This window comes from Ruegeria sp. BF6, assembly GCF_056538665.1.
Map to the genome: position 1 here is coordinate 77,793 of NZ_JBQFTN010000013.1, position 21,232 is coordinate 99,024.

The window sequence follows — 21,232 nt, forward strand, 5'->3', positions numbered from 1 at the left end:
GGTGGCAGCCCTAAGCGGAGCTTCTTTTTTGAGAATTAGTGCAGAGATCGAGGGAACTAGCAATGATCAAGAGTTGCGGCGGTGCTGTTTTCCTAGGTTAGTTGTTGTGGCACTGTTGTCACACAGTCCATTGGTATCGGGAGGTAGATATGTCCCTACTGAATTACTTAAATCGGTTCACAAACGTAGTCATTGCAAGTCTTTGCATCTGTGCGACCGCAAGCAATGCATGCACCGGAATTTCTCTAAAGGGCGCAGACGGCACGCTCGTTTTTGCACGAACGATGGAGTGGGGCACATTTGACCTCGGTGCCGAGTTTGTCGTTATTCCACGGGGCATTGAACTAAGCGCGACCAAAATGACTGACGGGCGGGATGGTATTAAATGGAACGCGAAATTTGGCGCAGCCGGCACTTCGGGAATGGGCCAACTCATCATGGGCGACATCATGAACGAGAGAGGGCTAACGGTCGGCACGTTTTACTTGCCTGGATATACGGAGTACCAAGAGTACATTCCGGAAGACGCCTCGAAGTCCATGTCTTCCACGGATGTTGCACTTTACCTTGCGACCCAATTCTCCTCGATAGATGAAATTCGAACCGGATTGCCGGATGTGCGGGTCGTACCTGTCGTCGACCCGATGATCGGCATCGTGCCACCTGTGCATTATATGGTGACCGAGCCCGGAGGCGACGCAGTTGTTATCCAATACATAGAAGGCGAACTGACGATATTTGATGCCCCTCTGGGCGTCGTTACAAATGCGCCTAACTATGACTGGCACATTGCTAACCTCAACAACTACCTAAACCTTTCGGCGATAGCACTCCCCTCGATTGAACTGGAGGGCGTCAAGTTCGCACCTTTGGGGGCTGGGAGCGGAATGATCGGTTTGCCGGGCGACTTTACACCTCCGTCTCGCTTCGTACGCGCTGTCGCTTTCACCCAGACAGCCCGCCCGACTGAAGGAGGGTTTGATACTGTCCGCGAAGCCTTTCGCATATTGGACAACTTCAATGTACCGACATCCGCTGCGGAGGGTTCATCGGCAACCGACGCTCTGGAGACTCTGATCTATAGCGCAACGCAGTGGACGATAGCTTCTGACCTTACGAACATGAGAATGTACTACCACACGGCTTGGAACCGAGACGTGCGAATGATTGATCTGAAAAAGATCGATTTTGAAGACAGTTCGGCAGGTATCCGACGTGTTCCGCTGGATGCTTCCCGCGAACCATCAGTTACAGAAGTGGATGCCTTTGCCAGGTGAGCAATCGAGAAGGCCATGCAGCGGTCATTCTAGTGTTTTGGTCAGATGACCGCGGCCAGCCCGAAGCGGACCTTCGCAACCAAGCTTTGCTAACTCCGAAATACACAACGAAACGGCCAGTTGCAGAGGTTGTATCGGCGGTGGCAACCAACCATTCATGTCGTCGACTAACCTGTTCAACGTCGCACTACAACTTCTCCGAACTGATCCCACGAGGACCTAATCTTCGAAGCGTTCATTTGGCTCGACCACATTTACTTGCTTCGGAACTTGGTCGGTGTCATTCCGGTCTGACCTCGGAAAAAGCGAGTGAAATGGGACTTGTCAGAATAGCCGAGCATCAGTCCGATCTCTGCAATTGTCATCTGGTTTTGTTTGAGGTGCTCCTTGGCGACATCGATACGCAGCCGTTTGATTTCGCGCGGTAGCGTTGTGCCTTGTTTTTGAAGCGCTTTCAGAAACCGTTCCGGTTGTATTCCCAGCATTCCAGCCACCATCTCTGGTCCCAAATCGGCTTCATCCAGTTTGTCGCGTAAGACAGATCGCAAAGCTGCCACCACGGTTACTTCTTCATCTTGTCGAAGTGATGCTATGGGCTTGGCAGAACCCTCAGAGACGTGGTGCAAAAACAACCATTCCACAGGAAAACTAATTTGCATTCCGGGATCAGTCCCAAGGCCAACCTCGATCCCTTTGTAGTCGATAGGCAGCCCATTGATGTATCTGCTTTCCCATCGCACACGGGAAGAGTCCCAGGACTCTCCGACGACGGTCTGCAATAGGCGTACATAGATTGCGGCACCAAAACCGGTCACCTGAATGGGTGGGACGGTTGGTTCCTGTTGCCTCTCGATACGATAAGTCGCTTTGTCTGCTTCAATGACAAGGCTGTGCCGCACAGAATTGGACTCCTGCGGCACGAGCTCAACAAAGCGGGTAAAAAACTCGAACAGCGTTTTTGTAGATTGCAAGGCTTGAGCGAAGGGCGGCCATCCTTGTAGGTCAAACGCTTCCCCTACATTCAGTCCTAGGTATCGATCCCCTGATACTTCTGAGAAAGCATTTACCAAGCCGTAAACCAACTCGGAGTGAACGAACACGGATGGGTTAGTCATCAGTTCAGCTTTCAAGCCGACCTGATCCAATGCTGGTTGCGGATTGATCTTACGTTCGGTGAGATATTGCAGAAAGGGAGCGGCTAAAGAGAGGCGAACAAAGCCCTCGCTATGCTCTCGGGAGGTGGAGTTGAAAGGCAAGCTCATAACCCTTGTTGGATTAGCTTTAAGAAGTGGCCATTTTTGCAGTCACATTCGTACATCCTAATTCAAAAGGGGCAACCGAGCCAATGAATTCCAGACTATAGTTGGCAAAACATGAATATGAAGGGAGTACTTATGTCCGGCTTACGAATGTCTCTTTGCTCGACGGCAATTGTCGCGGCAGTTCTTTCTTTTTCGGCGACCGCGCAGGCTCAGGATCAAGAAGAACCCCAAACGCTGTTTACCAACGTGCATGTCTTCGACGGTGTGAATGAGCAACGCATTGAAAATGCCAGTGTTCTGGTCGAGGGCAATCTGATCAAGTCCGTCTCAACCGATGCCATTGATGCGCCGAGCGCGACGGTTATCGACGGCGGTGGGCGCACTCTGACACCGGGCTTTATAGAGAATCACGCGCACCTGATGCTCATGGGGCCATCGATTGCCGAGATGGAAACCAACTCGACCTGGGAGGATTTCGCCATCCACGGGACCCGGATGGCCGAAATGTACCTGATGCAGGGCTTCACGACCGTTCGCGATGCCGGGGGCGCTGGCGGCGGGCTGCGGCGCGCAATTGACGCCGGCCAGATCGTCGGCCCCCGCTTTTATCCTTCCGGGGCATTTCTCGGAACACGTGGTGGTCACGCCGATTTCGCATCCTTCACATCTCCGCCGGGTGGGGTGACCAACTTTGGGACTCTGAATATGGCCCAACAGGTCAACGGTGTTGACGAAATTTACATGTATGGCCGCAACAACCTGCGCATGGGTGCCACGCAATTGAAGTTCATGCAATCAGGTGGGGTGATTTCGGCATTCGATCCATGGCAGTTGCTCGCCGGTTCGAAAGAAGAGATCGAGGCCGCTGTTCAGGTTGCCAACGAGTACGGCACCTATGTCATGGCACATTCCTACCGCAAAGAAGCGATCATCAATGCCCTGAATGCAGGGGTCAGAACCATTGAACACGGATTTCACTTTGACTGCGAGATTTCTGCTTTGATGAAAGAAAAAGGAGCGTACATCACGACGAACATCACAGCATTTGATCCAGGCCTACTTGATGTTCCGTCCGTGAAAAACAACCCCAACAGTTTGAGGAAGGCCAAATCGGCCTCGGCGACCTTCGAAGCCTATATTCCAAGCATGAAGGAATGCCCGGCGCCGCGAGGGTTCCAAACCGATTGCGTCGGGTCGGTCGAAGCGTGCAACATCCAGATCGCCTACGAGAAACATCTGAATAACCATTTCTTCGGCCCCTATGCGTCGATGGTAACCCTAACTTCGGTAGGTGGCGAGATCGCGGCACTTAGCGGTGATTTCATGAACCCCTATCCGGAAGGCAAACTGGGTGTGATCGAAGAAGGTGCCTATGCCGACATCCTGCTGATAGACGGCAACCCCCTCGAAGACTTCTCTGTCGTCGGAACGGGTGATCAGTGGTTTGGTGCGGACCCGAGGCCGGACAGCCCGGAAACAATCCGCCTGATCATGAAGGACGGTGTGATCTACAAAAACACACTGGATTGACCAGATAAAGCAGCCGGAGAGCATTCATGCGAAATTGGTTTTGCTCCGCAGTATTCGCAGGGTTGGTTTTGTGCGGTTATGATGCTGCGGCGACGCCTGGAACCGCGTTGGACTGGGCAGACCTGCTAGATCCGTCTGCGCAGGTCTTTGATGACCCCTATCGTGATCTCAGCCCTGAACAGTTCGACGATGTTCTTTTCGTTGTGCGTATACGCGGCAGGTTGCAGCAGGAGGTTGGCAGCGCCGAAGAACGGCAGAAATGGCAATTGCTTTTAGCAGAGACCGAAGACGCCTTGGTGTCAGACGGAATTGACGTCGACTGGTTACTCGATCAGCGCGAGGTTGTGACTGAACGTCGAAGAAAGGCTGGAACGAGCGGAAACCCGCAATTCGACGGCAGAACAATCACACTCGCGGGCTTTGCCATTCCTGCTCCAAGCGATCCGGACGGCCGGCCTGTGGCGTATTTAGTGCCAGAAAGAGGGATGTGCAGCCACATGCCTCCACCTCCGCCTAACCAGATGATCCGTGTGCGGTTGAACGGGGACTGGGCGCCTAGCTATTTCCACGAACCCGTTCGGCTGACAGGCACGCTGACTATCGATCCTTCCGTTCATAATATGATGGTTGTGGATGGCCTCATGCCTATGAATGCGACTTTCCAGCTAGAGGCGGAACGTGTCGAAACTCTGGAAACCGAGGCAGACAGGTTGGAATGGAAGCAGCGTGCTGCTGATCGCATCCGCGCGGCAGGAAATCGCAAGACCGGTGGGGCACAGGCGTCAAAATGATAAGACTTCTGGTTGCCGCATTGAGCCTTGCATTTGCTGGCGCAGCGTCGGCTCAGGGACTATCCGGGCCATCTTCAGTCGAAGCCGATCTTGCGCCCGGAGACGGGCTCACCGATCCGCAATATCGTTCCGATTTTCCACGCAACATCGCACCGGGTTGGTTTCAGTGGAAAGACCGACTGGCTGAGGGTGGTTTTCGGTTCAACATTGACTACCTGGCATTGGGCCAAACCACGGATGCTGATCTGGGAACCGGCGAAGCAGCCAGCGGAATTGCGCGGTTCTACGGCAGTTGGCAGGCAACTGAACGGGGGTCTCTGACATTCAAGATCGAAGACAGGCACAGTTATACTGACGTTGCTCCGCAATTTCTCGGGCTGGATGGCGGAGCCCTTTCAATCACGGGAACAGCCTTCAATGACAACGGTTTGCTTCTGACCAATTTGTTCTGGACCCAAAGGGCTGAGAATGGGTCGTGGGCGCTGCAAGTCGGCCAGATTGATGTAACGGACTTTGTGGATATCTACGGGTTGGTAAGCCCCTACAGTGGTTTTCAAAACCTGTCTTTCAATACCAACCCGACAATCAACACGCCCAACCAAGGCCTTGGTATTGCCGGTGGGGTAAAGCTGAGCGAGAACCTCTACGCCGTTGCCAGCGTATCAGACGCAAACGCCGACCCGTCCGATCCAAACTTTGATGTGTTTAGCGACGGCAATCTCTTCAAGTCGCTCGAACTTGGGTACACGTCCGGCTTTGATCGCATCTACTTCGACAATATCCATCTGACCCTCTGGCATGCGGATGCGGCTGACGATGGCAGTCGAGCAGAAGATTACGGCGCAGCGTTTTCCGCCGCATGGTTTGTTGACAATAAATGGATGCCGTTCTTCCGTGCAGGGGCCTCGAAGGGAACCGCAGCGCTTTATGAACGGTCGATTTCTGCCGGTCTCGGTTACTATGGTCGCAACACCGATTTGGCCGGTCTGGGCCTAAACTGGGCCGAAGCAAGAGGCATGGATGGCGATCAGTTCACGCTTGAAGCTTTCTACCGCTTTTCAATCTCACCCGGACTGCAGATCACGCCATCGGTACAATTCATTTCCGACCCGCTTCTAAATCCCGATCAGGACCGGATTACCCTGTTCGGTCTAAGAACCCGGATCGTTTTCTAATGCGGGGTGAAGGCAGTCACTAAGGGGTGTGCCAAAGGGCAACTAAGAGAGATCAAGCGCGTGCCGGAATTTTCAACGCCGGTCGAATGAATTTGGGAAGCAAAGGAACAATCTATGAAGATTGCATACGGAATTCTTGCAGCCTTAGCAGTTGTGTTTTTCATCCTTGGAGGCAGCGATGCCCATGCCAAAGACAACAAGGGTAAAAAGCCGAACAAGGGGGGCAAGAACGGTGATGTCAGCATTCAGATAGAAGACAAACCCGGCATAGGCCCAAAAGCTGTACCACCTGGACAGATCAAGCGCTACACGCGCGGTGCCAAGCTCCCATCTGACCTGGAGTTCGAGGATATTGGGGACCTTTCCAAATGGAAGCTTGGGGAGCCGGGCAAAGGAAACCGCTACATTCTGGTCGATGACGAAGTCCTCGAAGTTACGAATGACCTGTCTACCGTGGTCGATGCCGTCGGCATCGTCGGTGATCTTCTAAATTAGGCGAAAGTACGATGTTTCAGGGCAAGAACTACCTCGTTTGCCCTGACGCTGGCCGGGGCGATCATTTGTGAACCCCGGCCCAAGTTCAAAACCCGGATCCGAGGCGCTACGATGATAAAGGCCCTTCTTGTTCTTTTTGCGCTTGCTACCTTTTCGTCAGCACGCGCCCTACTCGCTCAGGAAAACGGTGCAACTGAAGTCCCGCAAACAATACGCTTTGAGGGCTATGTATAGCCCAGTCGCGAAGCAGAACTGTCGCCTTTGGTGGACAATGTGGTCAACCGGACTTTGCAAAGTCTGCTTTCTGCGCATCACAGACCTTAGTGCGCCGAGAAGCATTTTGTATTATGGGCTCAAGGCTGCCACTGATCTAGATTTCACGACTGGCCGTTGTTCGGGTGCAGCGGGTGGTTGGTCCACGAAATCGCAAACGCTCCATAATTGTTGTTTTTGTAAACCGTACTCCAATCGCGGAAGCCCGAGCTGGAATCATGTCCAGGCTTGCGAATATCTCTGACAACAAGGTCCGAGTTCTTGAAGATGAAGCCCCACATCTCGACATCTGTAGGGACGCTCATCACGCTGCATCCCCGCCATTGATTTTACTCACAAAAATTGAAGACATTCGCCCAAAATATTGCGCGCCATTTGCGCATAAGTTTGCACGATTTGCCCATAACAATGCGCTGTTCGAGAAACGCGTTCAATTGATGGTAGTCACCGCACATCTTCTTCAACTAAAACCGGGCGCCTCTCAATCAAAAGTGCATTCTGATTGGAAATATTCAACCCTGATCATAGGGAAGCAGTTCATTCGTAGGCTTGTGTTAGATCCCGGCTTCAAGAAAGGATATTGCCGTAACCGCGAGGTGAGCGCGTCCAAATCGGCGCGCTCACTCTATTTTGTATTGCCTGTCACTACGGAGGCTAGAGCGATGTATTATTCTGCGGCAACCGCTTCCTCTGCTAGTGCCGGGTAATCGGTGTACCCTTTTTCATTGCCGCCGTAGAGGGTAGTTGGATCGAGCTCATTCAGAGCGGCGCCTTTCTCCAACCGGTTGACAAGATCAGGGTTGGAAATAAACGGCCGGCCAAAGGCCACCAGATCGACGGCTCCGGTTTCAACCGCTTCAACCGCCATTTCCCGGTCATAAGCGTTGTTGCCCATTTTCGCACCGTCAAACAATTCATAGAGCGCCTTCAGATCGCCACCTTCCGGAATATCGCGCGGGCCGCCAGTCTGTCCCTCCACAAGATGGAGATAGGCCAGCCCATAGCCATTCAGCAATTTGACCGCATGGGTGAATGTCGCCTGCGGGTCACTGTCGGAGATGTTGTTGGCGTCCGAGAATGGGCTGAGGCGCACACCAACGCGGTCGGCGCCCCAGACATCGACAACCACGTCCATAACCTCTTTCAGGAACCGTGCTCTATTCTCGACAGGACCGCCGTATTCGTCTTCACGCCTGTTGGATTCGTCCCGCAGGAATTGATCGATAAGGTATCCGTTGGCTGCGTGGACCTCGACACCGTCGAAACCGGCCTCTTTGGCGTTTTCCGCGGCCCTCCGGTAGTCCGCAACGATGCCAGCAATTTCTTCGATGGCCAGAGCCCGCGGTTCAGATGTTTCAACAAACTGCTCACCATCAAACGTCTTGGCCTTAGCTCCAATTGCGGATGGTGCAACAGGGGCGCCACCATCCTGCTGCAAGCTGTAATGCGAAATCCGGCCCACATGCCAAAGCTGGATTACAATCTTCCCGTCCTTGGCATGGACGGCCTCAGTCACTTTTTTCCAGCCGTCGATCTGCGCTTCGGAATAAATGCCGGGCGTCCAGGCATAGCCCTTGCCTTGGGGCGAGATTTGCGAAGCCTCCGTGATGATCAGACCTGCACCCGCCCGCTGGGCGTAGTACTTGGCCTGCAATTCATGGACACTGTCATCCTCGGCTCTTGCCCGGTTGCGGGTCAATGGCGCCATGACAACGCGGTTTTTCAGCTCGATTGCACCAGCTTTGATGCCGGAGAACAGTTTTTCATCAGCCATTGCTGCTTCCTTCTTTGGTAAACTTCGTTCAGATATTATTGGACCAATCAGTCCAATAATAGGGTCACTGTCTCATGATTGAGTTTGTTTTAGGTTTCATTTCCTTATGGTGGCGGGAGGCCTTATGGCGAAATCACCAACCGGGCTTGTTTCAGGGTTTGCGATATCTGCTCAGCGGGAACGCCCGCCTTGCGCAAGGCTAGTGTTCCGATTGCAAGGGACGCAAAGGCGCGTGCCTTGTTGAGGGCCTGTCCCGGATCAGAAGGCTCAAGCGCTCTCGCAATAATCTCGTCAATATTCTCCAAATGCTGCCGCCCGAGAGCCGCCACTTCATCATCATGAGGAGCAAGTTCCGTCAGGCAGTTGATAAGCATGCAGCCATCACGGCCGCCTTGCGGGTTCGCCAAAGCTTCCATTATCGCACCAACAGGGTCATCTCCGCCTGCATCAGCAACGTCACGCAGCTCTTTCAAACCACGCCTTGAATAGTGGCTAAGGGCTTTGTGAAACAAAGCCTGCTTGTTGCCGAACGCACCATAGAAGCTAGACCGACTCAAACCCATGGCCTTGGTCAGATCGTCCAGGGACGCGGTCTCGTAGCCCTTGTGCCAAAATACGCACAAGGCTTTTTCCAATGCCTCAGCTTCGTCAAAGGCACGAGGTCTACCTGGACCTACGGATGGCTTGATGTCGCCATTTGGGAGAGTTTCTTTGCTCATGCGGATGATTTGGAATGATTGGTCCAGAAATTCAAGGTGGCGGTAGGGAATTTTTGGAATGGTCAGTCCGTATTGTGTCCAGAGAAAGGAATTTAGGTCGGTAGAAATACAAAACCTCCCCATCCCGCTTGGTGTCACGCTAATCTTAGGATCAGGACTGTTTGTCTTTTTGCGAGAGTGTCAAACGAGGAGGATCGTGATCGTAGAAAAGAGAGCCCGCGCTCGGTACTAGTTTCCAACACTGGACAGAGTGACTGGCGGCTTTGTCCAACGCGCTGATGTTGATCACTCACAAACCAGAGATTGGTTCGGTAGATTCATGGCCAATGCCCTCATCTTGTGAGGATTACCACTCCAATGAGTAACAAAGCCAGGAATTCAGAACTGGTTTTACGAGCATCAGAACGGCGGGTCATCGTAAGCAAACCAACAATAATTTCAGAGCGCTAGGTAAAAAAGCGAGGTTAGCTGAAGTTTAATTTGCCCAATGTGAACTTCTTAACTTTGGTTAGAATGGTTTTTTGGCAGTATCGTTTCATGAGTTGTTAGTGAGTTCAGTGAGTAAGTAGATGTATTTGCACAAATTCGAGGGGCATTGTTGCGCGGTCAATGACATCCGGATGGATGATTTTGCGCGTGAGTATCCGTTGCTGGACGATGTAGGCGTGCACGCACGATGGCAGAAGGGCTCCTGGCAGATCACGCGGATAGCCGACATCTGGACACGAACCGGGAAGGTACTTTCTTTGCCTTACAAAGGAGCCAACGCCTATCCATCTTTCCAGTTTGCTCAGGATGGAACCCCGCTTCCTTTGATGGAAAAAGTGTTGAAAGCCCTGCCACGTGAAATGACCCCGTGGCAATGCGCGTTCTGGTTAACCTCACCCAAACTGGAACTCGGAGGGGAAAGCCCGGCAAATCGCATTCAGACCGGAGATGATTGCATAGTCGGTATCGCAGGCGATGCTGGTGGTCTGATGGCAGCTTTGTGTTAGCTTTTGGTCAGTCATACGTCGTACAGCATCTGGCAAATTCATGTCTCCCCTGCTTTTTCTGCCTCCGGCAAGAATAGCGAGATCAGGGCACTTAAATGTCCATTCTCTTCTGAGAATTCAGAGACAATACCAAGCAGCCCATCCAAAATACGAATGGCCAAGAGCGTACTGAAATACGGGTACTAACTAGGTCTTTGAATATCGATACCCGTTGGAGAAAATCCCACCGACAAGTACAACTGCTCTGCAAATCTGTTATCTGCCGCTACGCGTAGCGGAAACTCAACAAACTCGGTTTCTGCATATTTCTGTCAAACAGACTTCACCGCTCAAATACAGCCATCATCTGCCTGCGCAATCGCGCCAGATCCTCATCCACACTAGCGGTAGGATCGCACGTAAATGTTGGCGAAGCCTCCACACGGATCGTCCCGCTGCGCGGTAAATGTTTGCCGCGTGGAAGTAGACTATCGCTGTCGTGGATGACAATAGGGGTGATCGTGCGGCCGGTTTCTCGGGCGACTAATACAGCACCCGCCTTAAAGTCCCCTAGCGATTCTGTTTTGGCCCGGGTGCCTTCTGGGAATAGCACAATGGAACAACGGGCAGGCATTTCCCTGACAGCCTTTGTCAGCGTATCCATGGCCGTTGAACCGGAATCCCGGTTGATAGGGACGAGACCCGCTCCATCAAAACCAGTACGCAGGAGTTTGCTGTTCCAGAACTCTGATTTCGCCGCGAAAGTGAACCATTTGGTGTCGGGCACCACATGCATGAGACTGAAGCCATCGAGATGGCTACGGTGGTTAACCACGATGATGCTGTTGGTGTCGGCGGCGAGGACATTCTTTTCCTCAGGACGCATCTCGACGCGGATGCTGAGGAGCCACAGCAGGCGGGAACATGACCGTTTCACCAGGCGCCAATACCAACCCCGAAACCCTCTGCGCCAAACGCAAAGAAGAGGGGCAAAGGCCACGAAGAGGAAATAAAACAGGCCGATAAGAACCAGTATAGCGCGCTTGATAAGGCGTATTGGCAATGGGTCAATGGCGCGAGTAGCGCGGTCTTGACCGTTAGGTGAAAAGGGCATGACGTCCTCTGATAGGGCCTGTGGCTGGTGCGTAAGCCATGAATAAAGGCCACCGGAGGTCCTCCGGCAGCGCTTTGACATGCGCCACTTGCGAAGGAAGACAGCCACCGCACACCTCTCTATCTGTCGAAGTCAGTACCAGATCAATGAGAAAAGACGACGTAGCGGAATGTATCTTGGTGCTTCAGTCTGACTTGAGTAACAACTGACCGGCCTTGGCATAGAATATCGGTAAGAGCCCAAAGTTACATCATCGGTCGAGAGCATCCGCAATTAGTTTGGCAAAGGTTCGGAGCTCGTTGTTCCCCGGATTCGGGATTGGTTTGAAGGTGATTACTTCTTGCTCGATGTAGCGTCGCGAGGTGACATCGTACTTGTCGAGAAGCGGTATCAGATGCGCATGAGCATGGGCGACATCACCACCCGAGAATTGAAATGCCACACGCTTCCTAGACCCGAAACCAGCACCATACCGGAAGCCAAACATTTCATCTGACGCACTACTTTGGCAGCTGGTTGGAAGGAGATATCAATTGCACTGATCATACCTGTAGTCCCCGTATTCCAGCCAGTTTGCCGAGCCTTCGCTAAAAATCAGAAACTCGGACCTGTCCTCCCCAAGTAGGGCGACGACAAATCCGGCGGGCGGCTCAGAGTTTCCGAAGTAACTGTAGGCCGTCATGGCTCTGATCGGCTCGCCATTGACCGTTACTCGCGCGTCCCACTCTCCGTCCGGTTTGTCCAAAATTACGGGTTCGATCACGCGCTCTATCGCTCCGCCACCACAATAGACGATACCTTCGGGCGCTTCGTAGGAGGTCTCTTGGCTAGCACCTGAATCGCACGCAGAACGAAGGGACCGAATTGCTGCGCTGGAACCTTTCAAGTCAAAGATCCCATAGCTGACATCTTGATCAATCATCGACAGATTAACCGATGCATTGGCCGCAAGCTGATCCAGAACAAAACCATAGTCCGGCTGACTATTGAAACTGACCTCGACGGGATAGTTGTCGACGATCTGCACGGCAGCGTTTTCTGCGCCAACCTGAAATGCTCCAACTTCGGTGGTGCCGTTCTTCAAGAAACGAATGGAAAGCCCCTGCTTGTCCGCAATGTCCTGGCTGTCCTCGAATCCAGCCGGAGCAAAGCGAATACGGTCACACTGAAGTTCCAGCGTCATGTTTCCTGTCTGAATAAACGCATTGGGGGTGGGCCCGGAGCTGAACGACCACTCCGCTGATGCTGTGGTCGCCACTGCCATCAGGAGCATTCCAATGGAAATGGTTTTGCAGCTCATTTTTTTCTCTCCATTGAGTTACGGTTCGCACTGTCGTTCAGCAGAAGTTCCAGCCAATTGCACCGGCAACCAGATCAGGACACAGGTTCGCCGTATTCGTTTGCGCCTTCTTGGGAAGGTCGTGTCAGCCACCAGATCATCAGGATAGACAGAACCAATTGAAGAATTGAGACAACAACAATACCGGTCACGCCCAGTACTGCCGCGGGTCCCCGTAATGCATCGGGGTTTTCGGTCCCCTGCTCCAATACCGAAAAGAACGCTACCCCACCCAGCATAACAAATAGCGTTGTAATGCTGAGCGCCATCGGCAGCAGCAAATACCAGCCAGGTCGTCCTGTATCATGCAGCCTTCGCCAACCGGCGGCCAGCATAGGTATGAGAACAGCCAGCTGGAAAACAGAGGACAGGACCCGAGATCCCTGGCCTGTTTCGGGGTTGGTCCCGAATATAATCGTATCCAGCACAGCTAAGGCAGCACTCACGACAACCACAAACAAGAAGAACCACCAGTATTCTGAGCGTATAGCCCGACCGGAGAACTGGAAGTATTTCGAGAAACACGTCTTAACGGCTTCACCAAATCCCATCTTTCAATCCCTTCATTGTTTTTGTGCGGCCTCAAATCGCTTCGCCGCTCAGGGGAACACACTCGTAGCTCCCACTTACTTTTTTGTTTGAACGCAGAGGCCTATCGTACGAGAGCGTAGAGAAATTTACGCGCGGAAAAAATATTGATTTATTTCAAATTAGATTCAAACATGCGAATTCGACACAACTTTATTTTACCTCCGTTGTTGTCGTTGCTGCTCGCTGTGCCGAGCCCTTTCGACTGCTGGAGTGAGTACCGGCGGTCGGAAGGCACTTTACAATGATTGAGCGCTGGGAGGACGCGATGCTCAGACTTAACGTACTCGCCCTCTTTCCAGAGTTTGCTCTAGCATTTGCTAGTGACTTCATTCGGCCTTCACACGTTAACGTCGGCCCCGATAGTCAACGAAATATCGTCCCGCCGACCAAGCCCACCGCGGCAAGTTTTGGGAAAGGTAGTCACAGGATCAAGGTATGTTCAATTGGCTGCACAGACGCGAGAGCTTCAAACAAGCGCATCCAATTTCACTAATTTCAAGGGAACCAGAGGGAGAAGAAGATGACCAACAAGATGGTGATGATTGCGGGCGCGACATGTTTCGCACTGCTTGCGGCCTGCGACGATACGAGTACATCAAGTGCGTCCGCCGAACTCACGCCGGCTCAGCAGGCGTGTTTGCGAGATGTAGCCAACACGACGAACAATTCGCAAGTCGTGGTGCTCTCATCCGCGTTTAGCGAGGCGGGAACACAGGTCACAGTCGGCGTAGGCGAGGATCGTGCTCCTTGGAATTGCATTGCTTACAGTGATGGCGCAACGGCTGGAATCGAGTTCCTGGGCGACGAAGGCGCATTGTGACCTGTCTGCTGCGTAGCTGAAATCGGCTGCGCAGCACAGGCTTGGTCTTCTGAGGCTCGACTTGGTTTGTAGAACCACCATCATCGTATTCTCGGTCCTGTACCTGTTGGCGTTGGTTGCATTCTTGACGGGCACATTTGGCTGGTTGGGACAGGAACGAGACCCTTTGTCCGGAGCGTTCCTACTGCCGTTGGGACTACCTTGGATACTTGTAGCGGACTTAGTTTCGGAGTCCGCCAAGCCATGGTTCGCGGCGATTGCACCGGTGCTCAACATTTTGGCGCTGGTTTTCATTTGCAGGTGGGCTCGCAGTTTACACCAGAAATGAAGGCGGACTTCTGTCTCACCAAAAGGGAGGAAAGCATGGGAAAAGTGATCTTGGGAATTGTGATCGGGCTCGTCCTCGGCGTGGTTGGGGCTATGACCTTGGGTGGCGGGGCCGCGGTGGGTGTCGGCGTTGCGACAGGCTTGTCCGCCGGTGTCTGCACCACATTGAAAGGAGCACAAGCCGAGAACCTGATCACCGCCGAGCAAGCGGATCAGATCCTCAACCGCGTAAATTCCGAAATGGCGTCACTGCAAGGAATGGAAACGACGGGCGAGATCGTCGGCAGCGCACAGGCATGCGATGAATTTCTGTCAAAGTTAAGAGACGCGAAGTGAGGTTCCGCTTTGCACGGAACAAAACAGTAAGGACAAGCCAACAGGGAACCATCTGATGAAACTCGTTTTACTCAAGCTCCTCGCACCCATGTTCGCAATCGCGGGCACAGCTGCTTTTGCAATGTCAGAAGCCGACGACGCGTGTATCGACCATTTGCGGCAGGTTGGTGGACCAGACGGTCAATCAGGTACAATTGAAAGCTCTCAGTTCTCGGAAGCTGGTACGCTCGTCATGCTGCGAGACGCAGGTGGAACACTTTGGCGTTGCATCGCGTACAAGGATGGAAGCATCGGCGAGATGTCGGTTGTCGAAGCGATGGATGATGGCGGTGGAGCAATGGCAGGCGCCGCCGGTTCTACCGGTAGCCAACGTGTCAAATTCGATGCTGGCTCCACCGGCGCAGAACTCGTTGGTGAACTCGCGCCCGGCGCCTCTCAGCAATATGTTCTGGGTGCCAAAAACGAACAGTTCCTCTACGTCCGCGTTGCTCCGCGAAATGGCTCCTTGGACTACGTTATTCGTAACCCCGATGGTTCTGAACTGTTGGGATTGATGTCGGCGGACAAGGAGTATCGAGGACAGCTTTGGCAATCTGGTGATCATGTTGTGGAGGTTATCAATCGCAGCAACTCTTCCGTCAGCTACAACGTAATTTTCGGAATTGAATAGGTGATCGACTAGAAACCCCGAAACGTAACCCCCAAAATGCTAGGAAAAACAGATGAAATCCAAAGTACTATTGGTGATAGGCACGATGTGCATTTCTGCGCTTGCAGCATGCGATGAGAGCAGCGGTTCGGTGGATGCAAGTGCACCTACTGTGGGCAGCTCTAGCGATCTTTCTTCATTTGAAGGGGCAAGAGCGGGCCAAGCTGAAATGGGCATTCAAAGTCTCGGGTTTGAACTCATCCGAAGCGAAGGTCTGACCTCGTACTGGTTTAACAAGGATACTGGTGCATGTGCTCGGATCACGACATCCGAGGGAAGGTACTCAGATGTAGCAATGCTGCCATCAAGTGACTGCTGACAAAATTCCATCAATCCCAAATCTGAAAGAAGGAGCTCACACTTGCATTTCGACCTGGCACATGCGGCGGTCATCATCGCCGCTCTAGTTATCACAAACATGGCATTGAAATCGGCGGGGGTGATCAATGAAGAAAACAAGCACCAATGGAACTGGAAAGTTGTTCTAGCCTACTTCGTAGTCGTTGTTATCATCAATCTGGTGTGGCCCATCTAAAGTTTCACAGCGGAAAGCTAATCGCCCACTTGAAATGGTTATCGTGAACTAGCCCTTCCGAGAGATTATCAGGTCGGAAGAGTGTAACCATCAAGTGCTCAAGAATAGGAAGGAGCTGGCATGCGGTTTTTGATGTCCCTCATATTCATTGGTGTTCTCGCAACCGCTGCCAATTCTGACGTGACCAGTCGAAACGGTGGCCCAAGCGACAGTCAATTGCTTTCAAAGGGTAGCAACGGCGGTGTTGATGGTGTCGCTTTTTTTCGCCCGGTCTTAAGCGGTGTCCTGTATCGATCCGGTTTCAAGGGCGGCGACAAGGATCGAACGGGCCTAAGTGAGGGTCAACGCGAAACTCTGTGCGGTGAAGGGTTTTCAACCGGGTTTTATGCCGACTTTGGCAAAAACACTGAATACGGTCGCACCAGTTGTGGAAACGGATCCTTTGACTATCAAAGCGCCAGATCCTCCCGACCCGGTGCTGTCATGGCGTCCATACACGAGGTGATTGAAAACCCTGGAAAGGGCCCTGTTCTGGTGCACTGTATGTGGGGGGTTCATTCCTCAGGTGCATTGTCGGCGATGGCGCTCGTTCAGTTTTGCGGTTGGACAGAAGAAAGGGCCAAGGAATATTGGAATGATGCCCGAAACGGGGCCCCATGTTCAGGCGGGTGCGACCAGTGGATCGACTCAAAATTCTCCAACTTTAGTGTCGACCCCAAGTTGAAAATCTCCACCGAACAACAGGCAGCGATTTGCCCTAAATGATACCGGGAGGACTATCCAAATGAAGTTCAATCTTCTGGGGTCACTTGCTCTCATTGCACCCACTGTCTTGTGGGCGAACGACGATGTTCTAGGTGAAGCCACGACATTTGATAGTCCCAATGGTGTTACGGAACGCTGTATTCGGATCGAAAAAGTTCCAACGGGCGAGTACAGGAACAGCGATCTTGAAGAAGAAACTGCCTATTGCGAGATCGATTTCTATGCCTCCGAAATTGCTATTTGCCCGAAAACCTGGAGCACCAGCCCAGGAATGGCCGTCTACGATATTTCGGAAGGACTTTACGTGGGGAACCGTTCTGAATTCGAGAGAAACGCTTGCAAGGAGGGAAAGGCGGCAAAAGATCTGGCCAAGGACAGGGTGGCTAAATTCAAGTCCACCATGAACCAAAAAGGCACCAGTGGCACGTTTTCCACGTCTTCACTGCTTTACTATCATTTCTCCAGATATTTCGACGCGACTGTCAAAGTTCCAGTAGCCGTTTGGCGTAGCATGGACGCCCAGGCGCATTTCTCCGAGGTCGCCGAGCCTGGCCTTGCGATTTCCGGTGGTTCTCATGGCGGGCGCATGAACCACGAAGGCTGGCGGGTCTTCGCAGCTGCGGATACCGACCCGAACTCATACCAACCGACAGATGATCTATTCACATCGGATCGCACGCAAATATACGGTGTGCTGCTTGATAGCCCTGGCCATCGATACGGCTCGGAAATCAACGGCACCCGTAAATCCGGTTGGGGGAAAGGTCAGAACCGCGATTTTCAGGAAACGCCCGCTTTCTTGGCTTTGCGTTCTTCAAAACCATTGTCAGAGGCAATCGCAGAGGGCGTCAGAGAAGGACGAAAAGACCGGATAATCAACAAGGATCTCGGCCCCGATGTCAGTGACCAACAGATGGCATTTTGGATGCAAGAACTCACCGAGATTGTTCTACTCGACTTCATCTTTAGCCAGCAGGACCGCGTAGGAAACATAGACTTCACACCTTATTGGTATTGGGTCGAAGACGGAGGCCTGAAGCATAGGAAGGCCAAGCACCATGAGCCAAACGATGGAGATGTTCCCGCCGACGCATTATTGATCCGTCGCAGCAATCTAAACGACAACGATGCTGGTGGGCGGGTAGAGTATGCCAATTTCGCAAAATCTACTCAAATGCTAGAGAAAATGCGGCACTTCTCTCCAAGTACGTATCGGCGCTTGGTTGCATTGAATAATGACCTTCAATCGCAAGGCCCGGTTTATGAATGGTTGTCGCAGAGCCTTGGGTTGTCAGATAGGCAGATTGCACAAGTTGTAAAAAACACCGCGCTGGCAACATCCATCCTCCAGGACAATTGTTCTAATGGTGATTTGATGTTCGACTTGGATCCTGTCGCACTCTTTTTGAGAGGCGACACAGAAGTAAAGGCGGTGAACTGTAGTGACCCGTAAGCTTTCTACGCTCTTTGCGGCATTCATTTGGACCGCGCTGCTCGCCTGCAAAGCCGTGGCTTTGGATGTCATCGTAATATCGGATCTGAACGGAAGCTATGGCTCGGTAAAATACGATGCGCGCGTCGACAAGGCGATTAAGCGGATAGTCGAGATTGATCCAGATCTGGTTATTTCGACCGGAGATATGGTCGCGGGACAGCGCATTCCCAACTTGTCCGACAAACAGGTCAGGGAGATGTGGAAGGCGTTTCACGAGGCCGTATCAGATCCTTTAGAGGCTGCCGGCATTCCATTTGCGGTCACGCCAGGAAACCATGATGCCTCTGCTTACCGTGGGTTCGAGCGTGAAAGAAAAATATACGCAGAGGAATGGGCTCCGAGAAAACCAGACGTTGATTTCCTAGTTTCAGATGACTACCCGTTCTTCTACGCGTTTGAGATGCAGGGCATTGTGTTTGCGTCTCTGGATGCAACGACCCTTGGTCCGCTATCCGGTGACCAGCAGGACCGGCTACAGGAATTGGGTGCAGACGGGGACCCGATTGTCACTTTCAGTCACCTCCCACTTTGGCCGTTCGCGATCCAGCGCGAACGCGAAATCATCGGTGACCCTACACTTGAAAAAATCTATCTGGAAAGCGGTGTTGTTTTGCATCTGTCAGGCCACCATCATGCCTTCTACCCCGGTTGGAAAGACGGTGTGGCTTATGTCTCTCAAGCTTGTTTGGGAGGTGGTCCGCGGCGGCTTATTGGCGATAGCGCCAGATCACCTCACAGCTTCACTCATGTTACGTTCCAGCCGAACGGAGAGTTTGGGATAGCAGTATATCGAGGCCCTGACTTCGAAAGGTCGATAAACTTCAAGTCGCTCCCGAAAGAGATCAGATCCCCGAATGCGGTGTTGAAACGCTTAGACCTTGTGAAATGACTAGAGGTTGAGTTTCAGCTCAACTTTATCAGGGACCAGATCGTTTATCATCTCTTCTATCCGGGCTTCTGAAAGCCCTCCCGAGGTGATGAAAAGCAATGAGACGCGAGACTTTCCGGGGACGTGGTGTTTTCTGACCAGCTTCCAGCCAGCGTCTGCGGCCATAGCTTCAATGGCACCGCTGACGTTCAATGAGTGTTCTTCGTCTGAAGCTTTGAGCGAAATTTCCACACCCTTGTTTCGTCCACCGAGCCAAATGAAACACCAACATACAACCGCCACCAGTGTGGCCATCAGCGGCAAGCCCAAACCGACCGCAAGACCAAGAACAGTCACGATTATCATTTCGACAGTGTCCACCGGATCATCGAGATTGGAGCGGAACCTGAGCAACGCTCCGATTCCAAATATGACAAAACCGATCATTGACCCGTGCTGAACCACCAGAAAACCAACCGCCATGCCGATAAGCGCATACAGGAAGAAAAGCCTTGGCATAACTATGTCGCGGACGCTTCTACGGGCTTTACGTCTCACCGGATGATAGACGATCAAGCCAGCCAGAATGATCGTGACGATCACATCGAGAGTAAAGAAATACAGTTCCTGTTTGCCACGAAACTGCGTCCACCGGCGTTCGATAACGATTTCTGACCCCGAAGCCCCGGCCAGCATCGTCGCAGGGTCGACTTGTGACACCGCAGCACCTGGCAACAGCAGCATCAACAACACGGTCACAAGTGTGAGGGTCGTATTCAACTTGTCTTCCTTCCTGCTCAAGCCAAAGGCTTAAGCTTAACAAAAGCACATCGTGCCCTATTCAATTCAATCGCAACAGGCGGGATCAGGTAAAGAGATTACAGTGCATTCTTCGGACATCGTATCCGGACTGTGATACGAACGCTGATACAGGGATGTGGTCCAAGCGCGAGAGAATCCAATGACAGAAAACAGAGTGTTTTCGTCAAAAGCTGAAATTTCACGGTGTTTCTGCAAACTTAGACGACTCGCTTTTACGGCCAGCTTGGTTGCGGCAGCCTTCTTGCCTTGGACCGATTTTGCCTACGCTGAAAGTGCTGGTTTGGTTCTGGTCGATAATTTCAAGGTGGCAGACAAATCAGAGGGATTTTCAGAGCCTTCCGGTTTGGCAATGTCTAACGCTGAAGGCTTCTTGTGGTCTGTAAGTGATGCCGAACCTAAACTGCACCTACTCGGAGTCGACGGGGTATTAGGAAACTCTTTCAAGTTACCAGCATTGGCAGGATCAGATTTGGAGGGTGTTGCACCTCGAAAAGATGGGTCTGTTTTGGTGCTTCAAGAAACTGACCGATCAATCCTAGTCGTTCACCCAACTGACCCCATTCAACTGACGACAATACCTCTCGCATCTCTTAAAGGTTACCCGACCGCCGCTGCATTACTCGTCGGCAACCCATTGAACAAGGGACCCGAAGGCATCGCCGTTGACCCGGAATCCGGGCGGGTCTTCGTTGGCATTGAGGGACAACCAAGGTTGTTAATGGTGTTATCGCCAGAGCTAGACGAAATTATTGAGATCATTCCTTTAGCCCGCGATGCAGGTTTTATCTCCGAGCGTGTAGATGATGATGAACTGGATTTGAGTGGCCTGACATGGTCCCGGTCCTCGCGTTCTCTTTGGATTGTGAGTGACAAAAGCCGTCAGATCTTCGTCTACAATCCAGAGTCCAAGTCCGTAAAGTCTATCAGTTTGACGTTCACAGAAGATGGAAAACAAAAAGAAGTTAAACATCCCGAAGGGATCGCCCTCGATGAAACCAGAGGGCTTCTCTATATCCTGACAGACGATGCCAAGAAATCGCGGCTTTATGTTTTTGAGCAACCGGAATTGTGAGGACTGTTCTACTAGTTCTCTACTCTAACTTGTTGAAAAGCCGGGTTGTGTAATTGAGCGCCGTCGTATGTGCGGCATATTGTCTGACGTCAGCGCCAATGGGACAGTTTAGGTCGATTTGATAAGAGAGGGTTTCTGGCTCATCGTAACCGCCAAGGAGTGGAGATGA

23 protein-coding genes are annotated in these 21,232 nt (G+C 52.3%); 15 read left to right on the forward strand and 8 right to left on the reverse strand.

The genetic code is table 11. From position 1 onward, the window contains the following. Positions 1–149: 149 nt before the first annotated feature. A complete protein-coding gene (locus ACR0IM_RS19965; protein ID WP_480682995.1) occupies positions 150–1,277 on the forward strand; it encodes a linear amide C-N hydrolase in 1,128 nt (375 codons plus the stop codon). Between the two features lie 254 nt (positions 1,278–1,531). On the opposite strand, the gene ACR0IM_RS19970 is transcribed toward ACR0IM_RS19965, so the two are convergent. Further along, complete coding sequence (locus tag ACR0IM_RS19970; RefSeq protein WP_480682996.1) at positions 1,532–2,539, reverse strand: helix-turn-helix domain-containing protein; 1,008 nt, start codon at positions 2,537–2,539, stop codon at positions 1,532–1,534. Between the two features lie 132 nt (positions 2,540–2,671). Here ACR0IM_RS19970 and ACR0IM_RS19975 point away from each other — a divergent pair, with 132 nt between their 5' ends. From ACR0IM_RS19975 to ACR0IM_RS19990, 4 genes are all read left to right on the forward strand, one after another. Beyond that, entirely contained in the window at positions 2,672–4,069 is a 1,398-nt protein-coding gene (locus ACR0IM_RS19975; RefSeq protein ID WP_170337131.1) for an amidohydrolase family protein, read from the forward strand. Between the two features lie 26 nt (positions 4,070–4,095). Next, positions 4,096–4,860 (forward strand): DUF3299 domain-containing protein, encoded by a 765-nt coding sequence (locus ACR0IM_RS19980; RefSeq protein WP_170798132.1) that lies wholly within the window; start codon positions 4,096–4,098, stop codon positions 4,858–4,860. Further along, the gene (locus ACR0IM_RS19985) at positions 4,857–6,035 is read left to right on the forward strand and encodes a carbohydrate porin (protein WP_480682997.1); all 1,179 of its coding nucleotides are present in this window, start codon (positions 4,857–4,859) and stop codon (positions 6,033–6,035) included. The genes ACR0IM_RS19980 and ACR0IM_RS19985 overlap by 4 nt, the downstream gene beginning before the upstream one ends. A gap of 114 nt (positions 6,036–6,149) precedes the next feature. Beyond that, complete coding sequence (locus ACR0IM_RS19990; RefSeq protein ID WP_170568694.1) at positions 6,150–6,530, forward strand: hypothetical protein; 381 nt, start codon at positions 6,150–6,152, stop codon at positions 6,528–6,530. A 377-nt stretch (positions 6,531–6,907) separates the two neighbouring features. Here the strand turns inward: ACR0IM_RS19990 and ACR0IM_RS19995 are convergent, their stop codons facing one another. The 3 genes from ACR0IM_RS19995 to ACR0IM_RS20005 all read right to left on the reverse strand — a co-directional run bounded on the left by ACR0IM_RS19995 (position 6,908) and on the right by ACR0IM_RS20005 (position 9,434). After that, positions 6,908–7,108, reverse strand: coding sequence for a hypothetical protein (locus ACR0IM_RS19995; RefSeq protein ID WP_480682998.1), 201 nt, complete (start codon positions 7,106–7,108; stop codon positions 6,908–6,910). A gap of 362 nt (positions 7,109–7,470) precedes the next feature. Next, positions 7,471–8,577, reverse strand: coding sequence for an alkene reductase (locus ACR0IM_RS20000; protein ID WP_480682999.1), 1,107 nt, complete (start codon positions 8,575–8,577; stop codon positions 7,471–7,473). Between the two features lie 122 nt (positions 8,578–8,699). Further along, entirely contained in the window at positions 8,700–9,434 is a 735-nt protein-coding gene (locus tag ACR0IM_RS20005) for a TetR/AcrR family transcriptional regulator (protein ID WP_480431840.1), read from the reverse strand. 482 nt (positions 9,435–9,916) lie between these two features. Between ACR0IM_RS20005 and ACR0IM_RS20010 the strand changes: the two genes are divergently transcribed. Continuing rightward, positions 9,917–10,291, forward strand: a complete 375-nt coding sequence (locus tag ACR0IM_RS20010; RefSeq protein WP_480683000.1) for a hypothetical protein — start codon at positions 9,917–9,919, stop codon at positions 10,289–10,291. 322 nt (positions 10,292–10,613) lie between these two features. Here the strand turns inward: ACR0IM_RS20010 and ACR0IM_RS20015 are convergent, their stop codons facing one another. The 3 genes from ACR0IM_RS20015 to ACR0IM_RS20025 form a co-directional block, all read right to left on the reverse strand. Next, entirely contained in the window at positions 10,614–11,384 is a 771-nt protein-coding gene (locus tag ACR0IM_RS20015) for a lysophospholipid acyltransferase family protein (protein ID WP_480683001.1), read from the reverse strand. A 529-nt stretch (positions 11,385–11,913) separates the two neighbouring features. After that, the gene (locus ACR0IM_RS20020; RefSeq protein ID WP_170575353.1) at positions 11,914–12,684 is read right to left on the reverse strand and encodes a hypothetical protein; all 771 of its coding nucleotides are present in this window, start codon (positions 12,682–12,684) and stop codon (positions 11,914–11,916) included. A gap of 74 nt (positions 12,685–12,758) precedes the next feature. Continuing rightward, complete coding sequence (locus ACR0IM_RS20025; protein ID WP_170575351.1) at positions 12,759–13,274, reverse strand: DUF805 domain-containing protein; 516 nt, start codon at positions 13,272–13,274, stop codon at positions 12,759–12,761. A 560-nt stretch (positions 13,275–13,834) separates the two neighbouring features. On the opposite strand from ACR0IM_RS20025, the gene ACR0IM_RS20030 reads away from it, so the two are divergent. From ACR0IM_RS20030 to ACR0IM_RS20065, 8 genes are all read left to right on the forward strand, one after another. Further along, positions 13,835–14,134, forward strand: a complete 300-nt coding sequence (locus tag ACR0IM_RS20030; RefSeq protein WP_113790467.1) for a hypothetical protein — start codon at positions 13,835–13,837, stop codon at positions 14,132–14,134. 243 nt (positions 14,135–14,377) lie between these two features. Next, a complete protein-coding gene (locus tag ACR0IM_RS20035; RefSeq protein ID WP_170334806.1) occupies positions 14,378–14,797 on the forward strand; it encodes a hypothetical protein in 420 nt (139 codons plus the stop codon). 55 nt (positions 14,798–14,852) lie between these two features. Continuing rightward, entirely contained in the window at positions 14,853–15,467 is a 615-nt protein-coding gene (locus ACR0IM_RS20040; protein ID WP_170575347.1) for a hypothetical protein, read from the forward strand. A 52-nt stretch (positions 15,468–15,519) separates the two neighbouring features. Then, positions 15,520–15,825: a hypothetical protein gene (locus ACR0IM_RS20045; protein WP_170334802.1), complete on the forward strand. Its 306-nt coding sequence runs from the start codon at positions 15,520–15,522 to the stop codon at positions 15,823–15,825. A gap of 42 nt (positions 15,826–15,867) precedes the next feature. Next, a complete protein-coding gene (locus ACR0IM_RS20050; protein WP_170334800.1) occupies positions 15,868–16,041 on the forward strand; it encodes a hypothetical protein in 174 nt (57 codons plus the stop codon). A 120-nt stretch (positions 16,042–16,161) separates the two neighbouring features. Then, entirely contained in the window at positions 16,162–16,806 is a 645-nt protein-coding gene (locus tag ACR0IM_RS20055; protein ID WP_480683002.1) for a hypothetical protein, read from the forward strand. Between the two features lie 19 nt (positions 16,807–16,825). Continuing rightward, positions 16,826–18,259 (forward strand): hypothetical protein, encoded by a 1,434-nt coding sequence (locus tag ACR0IM_RS20060; protein WP_480683003.1) that lies wholly within the window; start codon positions 16,826–16,828, stop codon positions 18,257–18,259. Then, positions 18,249–19,190 (forward strand): metallophosphoesterase family protein, encoded by a 942-nt coding sequence (locus ACR0IM_RS20065; RefSeq protein WP_480683004.1) that lies wholly within the window; start codon positions 18,249–18,251, stop codon positions 19,188–19,190. Before ACR0IM_RS20060 ends, ACR0IM_RS20065 begins: the two co-directional genes overlap by 11 nt. Here ACR0IM_RS20065 and ACR0IM_RS20070 read toward each other — a convergent pair whose 3' ends face one another. Then, positions 19,191–19,949, reverse strand: coding sequence for a DUF4956 domain-containing protein (locus ACR0IM_RS20070; RefSeq protein ID WP_170520100.1), 759 nt, complete (start codon positions 19,947–19,949; stop codon positions 19,191–19,193). A 181-nt stretch (positions 19,950–20,130) separates the two neighbouring features. Between ACR0IM_RS20070 and ACR0IM_RS20075 the strand changes: the two genes are divergently transcribed. Then, a complete protein-coding gene (locus ACR0IM_RS20075; RefSeq protein ID WP_480683005.1) occupies positions 20,131–21,063 on the forward strand; it encodes an SdiA-regulated domain-containing protein in 933 nt (310 codons plus the stop codon). Positions 21,064–21,232: the final 169 nt, after the last annotated feature.